The sequence below is a fragment of the Dietzia sp. SLG310A2-38A2 genome (assembly GCF_014145095.1).
GTDB lineage: Bacteria > Actinomycetota > Actinomycetes > Mycobacteriales > Mycobacteriaceae > Dietzia.
This window is the reverse complement of the sequence record NZ_JAALDX010000367.1, coordinates 24,572-31,624: the sequence shown is the minus strand read 5'-3', so window position 1 is coordinate 31,624 and position 7,053 is coordinate 24,572. Positions and strand designations below refer to the sequence as shown.

Annotated in this window: 6 protein-coding genes and 1 pseudogene; all 7 read right to left on the bottom strand. The window is 71.3% G+C overall.

Going from position 1 to position 7,053, the window contains the following annotated elements; genetic code table 11:
- Positions 1 to 960: pseudogene (locus tag G6027_RS12990) on the bottom strand (hypothetical protein); the annotation flags it as partial.
- 83 nt (positions 961 to 1,043) lie between these two features.
- The gene (locus tag G6027_RS12985) at positions 1,044 to 2,441 is read right to left on the bottom strand and encodes a sigma 54-interacting transcriptional regulator (RefSeq protein ID WP_182637538.1); all 1,398 of its coding nucleotides are present in this window, start codon (positions 2,439 to 2,441) and stop codon (positions 1,044 to 1,046) included.
- Positions 2,442 to 2,514: 73 nt separating this feature from the next.
- Positions 2,515 to 2,970, bottom strand: coding sequence for a carboxymuconolactone decarboxylase family protein (locus G6027_RS12980; protein ID WP_182637539.1), 456 nt, complete (start codon positions 2,968 to 2,970; stop codon positions 2,515 to 2,517).
- Position 2,971: 1 nt separating this feature from the next.
- Positions 2,972 to 3,976 (bottom strand): pirin family protein, encoded by a 1,005-nt coding sequence (locus tag G6027_RS12975; RefSeq protein ID WP_346995730.1) that lies wholly within the window; start codon positions 3,974 to 3,976, stop codon positions 2,972 to 2,974.
- 26 nt (positions 3,977 to 4,002) lie between these two features.
- Positions 4,003 to 4,896, bottom strand: coding sequence for an SDR family NAD(P)-dependent oxidoreductase (locus tag G6027_RS12970; RefSeq protein ID WP_182637536.1), 894 nt, complete (start codon positions 4,894 to 4,896; stop codon positions 4,003 to 4,005).
- 62 nt (positions 4,897 to 4,958) lie between these two features.
- Complete coding sequence (locus tag G6027_RS12965; protein ID WP_182637535.1) at positions 4,959 to 5,816, bottom strand: LLM class F420-dependent oxidoreductase; 858 nt, start codon at positions 5,814 to 5,816, stop codon at positions 4,959 to 4,961.
- A 74-nt stretch (positions 5,817 to 5,890) separates the two neighbouring features.
- Positions 5,891 to 7,048, bottom strand: a complete 1,158-nt coding sequence (locus G6027_RS12960; protein WP_182637534.1) for a prenyltransferase — start codon at positions 7,046 to 7,048, stop codon at positions 5,891 to 5,893.
- Positions 7,049 to 7,053 lie beyond the last annotated feature (5 nt).

Sequence of the window (7,053 nt, the reverse complement as noted above, 5' to 3'; positions counted from 1 at the left end):
CTGCTCGGCGAGGCGGTCCAGGTCACCGAGTTCGGCCATCGCCGCCGCGCCCTCGGAGAACCCCAGTCCCTCCTCGCCGTCGAAGTCCGCGGAGCCGTCCCAGTCCTCCCCGGGCCGGAGCGACTGCAGCAGTCCGTCGAGGCGCCCGAGCTGCTCCATGAGTTCCGGCGAACCGAACGCCTGCTGCGAGAGCGCCATCAACTCCTCCCGCTGCTCCGGTGTCATCGACCGCATCATGCGTTGCGCGGCCGCCGCGCGCCTGGCCAGGACGTCGATGAGCTCGTCGATGTCGGCGGGCTGCTCCGGGAAGGAGTCGGCGTGCTTGTCCATGAAGCGCTCGAAGTCCTCGGGGGTGTCCTGCCCGCGGGAGTGCTTGTCGAGCAACTCCGTGAGGTCGGCGAGCATCTCCGACACCGCCGCACGGTCGGCGTCGGTCGCGTTCTCGAGAGCCTGCTTCATGCCGGCGAACCGGGACTCGAGCGCCTCCGCCCCGAGCAGGTCCTGGATCCGGCGGTAGGCCTCGCGGGCATCGGTGGAGGCCCAGTCGTAATCGGCCAGTTCCCCGACCGCCGCGGCCGGGGAGTCCGGGAGGTTCTCGATGGTCATCTCGCGCAGGGTCCGATCCATCGGGTCCATCTGCGTGTCCCGGGCGAGCTGCCCGCGTTCGGCCAGCAGCGCCTTCTCCAGTAGCTCGGACACCTCCTCCAGGGTCCCGCCCAGGTGGCCGCGCTCGAGCAGTTCACGGCGACGGCGCTGCACCCTGCCGGCGAGGTCGTCGAGACCGGCCTGGTCCCGTCCGCCCCGACGCAGGAACTCGCGCATCGACTGCTCGGGCGAGTATCCCGCCATCACCCCGTCGGACACCGCGTCGAGCGCCTCGGACAGGTCGAGCGGGGGCGCGAGCGGATCCGGGCCGCCGACGTACCGGCCGTACCGCGCGCGGGGTTCCTCTCGCGACATCGCGTCCCTCCTGCTCCGGCGGCTTCTCGGCCACCACCTTCGGCCGCGTCGACCGGGTCGACGAACGCGGCCGCCCCGGGTTGTCAGCCGTAGACGGCGGCGCCGTCCCCGGTCTCCTTGGACAGTCGCCGCGAGAGGTACAACCCCTCCAGCGCGAACTCGATCGCCCCTGCCCGTTGCCCCACCGTCGTGGCGCCCACGCGGTCGGCGATCCGGTCGTAGAGGCCCGGGTCGGAGAGCTCGGGCAAGGCCTCGAGGAACTCCGCCGCGGTCACGCTGGCGCCGGTCGTCAGGGTCACCGAACCGTCGAACGCCTCCACGAGCGGGGCCAGGTCGACACCGCGGAACATCTCGCGCACCACGTCGACGGTGGCGCTGCGCAGGAGGTAGCGCAGGATCTCCGGCTCTCGGCCCTCCTCCCCCGGCTCGAACTCGATCTTCCCGCGCAGGACGTCCACGGCGGCGTCGACGTCGACCAGCCTCGCCACCGCCTCGCCCGGGTCGTCGGTCCCCCGGACGGCGGAGCGACGCCTGGCCGCCGCGGCGACGGTCTCGGCACCCGCTATCGCGAAGCGCGCGGACACGCCGGAGGCCTGGTTGACCGAGTCCGACGTCCGCAGTTCGCGGGTGAACCGGGCGAGCAGCTCCATCAGGGCGTCCGGGACCTCCGCCGTGAGCTCCGCCTCCTGCCGCACCACCTCGATCTCGTCGGACAGGTCCAACGGGTAGTGCGTGCGGATCTCGGCGCCGAAACGATCCTTGAGCGGGGTGATGATGCGACCGCGGTTGGTGTAGTCCTCCGGGTTGGCCGAGGCCACCACCAGCACGTCGAGGGGCAACCGCAGCACATAACCCCGGATCTGGACGTCCCGCTCCTCCATGACGTTGAGCAGAGCCACCTGGATGCGCTCCGCCAGATCGGGGAGCTCGTTGAGCGCCACGATGCCGCGGTTCGCGCGGGGCACCAGGCCGTAGTGGATCGTCTCCGGGTCGCCGAGGCGCCGCCCCTCGGCCACCCGCATCGGGTCGACGTCGCCGATCATGTCCGCCACGGAGGTGTCCGGGGTGGAGAGTTTCTCGACGTATCGCTCGGTCCGGTGCCGCCAGGCGATCGGCAGGGAGTCACCCTCCCGGGTGATCCGCTCCCGCGTCGCCGAGGTGATCGGCGCGAGCGGGTCCTCCCCGAGCTCGGATCCCGCGACCACGGGCGACCACTCGTCGAGCAGACCCACCAGGGTGCGCAGCAGGCGGGTCTTGCCCTGCCCGCGCTCGCCCAGCAGGACGATGTCGTGGCCGGCGATGATCGCCCTCTCGAGTTGCGGGATGACCGTGGAGTCGAATCCGTGCATCCCGGGCCAGGGATCGCGGCCTGCGGCCAACCCCGCGAGGAGGTTCTCGCGCATCTCCTCGCGCAGGCTGCGGCTGGTGTACCCGGCGGCGCGCAGTTCGCCGAGGGTCTGGACGTCCGGCTTCTCGCTCACAGCGCCCACGGTAGTCCTCCACGCGGCTCCCGTGCTTCCGGCCAGAATGGAGATCATGGGTTCCGGGTGCGTATCAGTCCTCGAGCCGCACCCGGTGGTCGCTGGCGATCGACACGCGGTTGAACGCGTTGATCAGCACGATCGACCACTCCAGCGCGGAGAGTTGGTCCTCGTCGAAGTGCTCGGCGGCGGCGGCGGTGGCCGCCTCGCGCTCGTCGACGCTGTCCAGGCGCGTGAGCGTCTCGGCCAGGCGGAGCGCGGCCCGCTCGGGACCGCCGAACTCGTCGATGTCCCGCCACGCCGGCAGCAGGTCCAGGCGATCCTGCGACACCCCGGCCTTCCGCGCGGCCGGGACGTGCGTGGCCAGGCAGGCCGCACAGCCGTTGAGCTGGGAGACCCGGATGTTGACCAGCTCGAGCAGCGTCTCCTCCAGCCCGGCCCCGGTGGACGCCTCCCGGGAGGCGACCGCGGTGCGGACGAGCTGCTTGTAGACCTCACGCTGGGCGCGGTCCAGCGGCGGGACACCCATGTCAGACACCCTCCCCGGTCTGTGCCCGTGCGGCCGGGTTCGCCCTCGGCGTGAGCACACTGCCGGGCAGGGTGGGCGCGGGGAGGCGGGTGAGCCCGTCCGGGTTTCGCCCGATGTAGCCGTCGACCCGGCCGAAGCGGTCCGACCCGGCCTCCCACTCCTGCCGGTAGCGCACGATCTCGTCGTGGGAGCGGCCGATGAAGTTCCACCACATCACGATCTCCTCGCCGAACGGGGTGCCGCCGATGAGGATCATCCGCGCCGGGGTGGATCCGGTGTTGTCGATCTTCAGGGTGGTTTCGCCGAGACCGGTGTACCCCAGTTGGGAGGATTCGACGGTCACGCCCTCGAGCGTGATGTCGCCGGCGTCCACCAGGAGACCGTGTTCGAACTCCGGGTCTACGTCGAGGGTGAGCCGGGCTCCGGGGTCCAGGCGGAGTTCCGCGCCGAGGAGGGGACTGTAGGTCGTGACCGACGACGACGAGCCCAGCAGCGACCCGATGAAGACCAGGGCGGACCCGCCCTCGTACTCCACCTCCTCGGGCACGTAGTGCTCGAACCCGCGGCCGCTGCTCTCGCGGTGTCTCTCGGGGAGCACAGTCCACAGCTGCACCCCGTGCAGCACGCCCGTGTCCTGGGTCGAGACCTCGGTGTGGCAGATGCCGGCTCCGGAGGTCATGAGGTTGACCTCGCCGGGCCGGACGACCGCGTGGTTGTCTCCGGAGTCGTGGTGGGTCACGTTGCCCTCGAAGAGCCAGCTGACGGTCTGGAGTCCGGTGTGCGGATGCGAGGGCACGTCCATCCCGCCGGTGGCCGAGACGTCGTCGGGGCCGTAGTGGTCGACGAAGCACCAGGCTCCGATCAGCGAGCGCTGCCGCTGCGGGAGCGTCCGCTTGACCGTCATCGCCCGCGGCCCGCCGAGCGGGACGTCACGGGAAGTGATGATCTCCACCGCGGCGCCCCCGGGTTCGGGTCCACCGGGCGATCCGCCCGCCTCGCATTCGATCTCCTCCGGACGGGTGTCGAGGTTGCTCACGGCCGCACCTCCGCGTCGGCGGCGCTGAGGGTGTCGGCCGCCTCGCGCCGCAGTTCGAGCCTCTTGGCGTTGATCCTGCCGCCCAGCGCCAGTGTGAGCGCCTTGTCCACCACCGGGACGGGGAGGTGATCCAGGAGCCTGCGTCCGAGGTCCCACTTCACGGCGTAGCGGCGGCGGGGCCGGGCGGTCGTGCCGGCGGTCCACACCGCCTCCGCCAGGACCCGGGGATCGGTGGCCTTGTCGTCCTCCCCCGCCGCCATCTCCCCCATCACCGCGGCCATGGCGGCGAACGGCGAACCCGGGAGCGTGGATTCCTGGAAGCGGCGCCGGATCGACGCGGTCATCCCCGTGCGGAACGGGCCCGGTTGGATGAGCACCACGTCGAGGCCGAGGAACATGAGCTCGCGCCGGAGGGAGTCCCCGTAGGCCTCGATCGCGTGCTTGCTCATGGCGTAGGCGCCGTTCATCGGCATCCCGTGCTGGGGGCCCGTCTCCGAGCTGATGAGGACCACCCGTCCGCCACTCACGCGGAGCAGGCCGAACATCGCGTGGACCGTCCGGACGGTGCCCATGACGTTCACGTCGAGCACCTGCTGGACCCGATCCGGGTCGGTCTCGGCGAGCGGTCCGATCCCCAGGACCCCGGCAAAGGTGATCACAGCGTCCAGGCGGCCGTGGTCCGCGCGGACCCGATCGGCGAGCGCCTCGAGGGACACGGAATCGGTCACGTCGAGCGCCACGGGCGTGATGCCCGCGCCGCCCCGGGGTGCGGTGAGGTCGACGGCGACCACGTGCCACCCGCGGTCCGAGTAGAGCGCGGCCGTGGCGGCACCGAGGCCGCCCCCGGCCCCGGTGATGACGACGACGGGGGTGTCAGAGGCGGAGGTCATACCGCCGACGGTACCGGCGCGGCGGGGCCACCGGGAAGGGCTGAGACTCAGACGCCGGTCGTTCAGGCGCCCACGGCCAGCCCGAGTTTGCCGGCCAGACGGTCGATGTAGGCCAGCACCTCCTCCTCGGACTTGTCCGGGGTCCCGTAGACGAGCTCGTGCACACCCAGCTCGCGGTACATCTCGATCTTCTCGGGGATCGGCTTGCCGTCGAGCACCACGATGTAGGGTTCCCCCTCACGACCGGCCTCCGCCCACAGCTCCCGCAACTGCCGGACGCTGCCGGCGATGTCCTGGGAGATCGGGGTGGTCATCCAGCCGTCGGCGCTCCGGCAGATCCACTTGAAGTTCTTCTCGTTTCCCGCGGCACCGACGAGCGTGCGGGGCCCGCCCTGCTGGACGGTCTTGGGCCAGGCCCAGCTGGGACCGAAGTCCACGAACCGCCCGTGGTACTCGGCCTCCTCCCGGCTCCACAGTTCCCGCATGGCCTCGAGGTACTCGCGCAGCATGGTGCGGCGAAGCTTGGGCGGGACGTTGTGATCCGCCATCTCGTCGAGGTTCCACCCGTAACCCACCCCGAGCACCGTGCGGCCGCCCGAGAGGTGGTCGACCGAGGCGATGGTCTTGGCCAGGGTGATCGGGTCGCTCTCGACCGGGATCGCCACGGCCGTGCCGAGGCGGATCCTCGAGGTGACCGAGGACACCGCGGCGAGCGCGACCCAGGGGTCGAGCGTCCGGCTGTAGCGCTCGTCGGGCAGTTCGGCCCCACCGGTGCCCGGGTGCGCGGCCTCGCGCCGGATCGGGATGTGGGTGTGTTCGGGTACGTAGAACGCGGAGAACCCGGCGTTCTCCGCGGCCACGGCGGCCGAGGTCGGCCGGATCCCCCGATCGCTGGTGAACAGGGTGAGTCCGAATTCCATGGGCGCTCCTCGTGCGGTCGGGGCCGCCGGCTGACACCTGACCAGACAAGTGTCCAGCGGCAGTTCCCGACAGACTAGCGCACGGCGGCCGAGATGGGCGGGCGCTCCTCGCCCGGGGCGCCGTCAGCAGGATCGCCCGGGGCGCTGTCGGCCGGATCGGCCGGCGCGAGGTTCAAACTCTGCATGGTGTGGTCCGAGACGTAGCGGAAGATCTCGTTGCCCGGCGTGGTGCGGGACAGCGCGTCGGCCGCGAGAAGCATGACCGCCCCGGTCCACGTGCTCAGTTCCACGGGCCAGCGCTTGCCGTCCGCGAACACCAGTCCGGTCCAGTAGGAGCCGTCGGTGTCCCGCAGGTGCTGCATGTTGGTGAACTGCTCGAGGGCCTGCTCGTGCCGCCCCGCCGCCTCGAGCGCGAGCACCAGCTCGCACGTCTCGGCGCCGGTGACCCACGGCCGGTGGTCCACACACCGGATACCCAGGCCGTCGACGACGAACCGGTCCCAGAGGGAGTCCAGCCTCGCCTGAGCCTGATCCCCCACCATCACCCCACCGAGAACCGGGTAGTACCAGTCCATGGAGAACTCGTCCTTGGGTGTGAACAACTCCGGGTGTGCCCGTAGAGCGTGTCCGAGGGAGTCAGCGGCGGCGTCCCAGTCCGGGGCCGTCCCCCCGAGCTCCTCCGCGATCGCCACCCCACACCGCAGGGCGTGGTGGACGCTCGAGGAGCCGGTGATGAGGGCCTCCTCGCAGAAGCCCTCCTCGCCCGCACCCCACCACATCTGACCGTCCGGGCCCTGGAAGGTCAGCACCAGGTCGAGCGCCCTGCGCACCGTCGGCCACATCGACTCCAGGAATCCCGGCTGGGCGGTGACCAGATGGTGGTGCCACACCCCGACCGCGATGTAGGCGCAGAAGTTGGAGTCGGTGTCGGCGTCCACGATCACGCCGTCCTGCCACCTCACCGGCCACGAGCCGTCGCCGCGCTGGGTGTCGCGCAGGAACCCGTACGCCTTCTCGGCGGCCTCCCACTGGCCGGCCACCGACAGACCCATGGCCGACTCCACGTGGTCCCAGGGGTCGGTGTGGCCGCCCGTGAACCACGGGATCTCACCGCTCGGACGCTGCACGGAGGCGATCCACTCGCCGGTGGCGCGCACCGCGTCGGCGTCGAGGACCCCCGGGACGCTGGGGACGGGACGGGACCGGTCTGCTCCGGTGTTCGTGGTGAGCACTGACG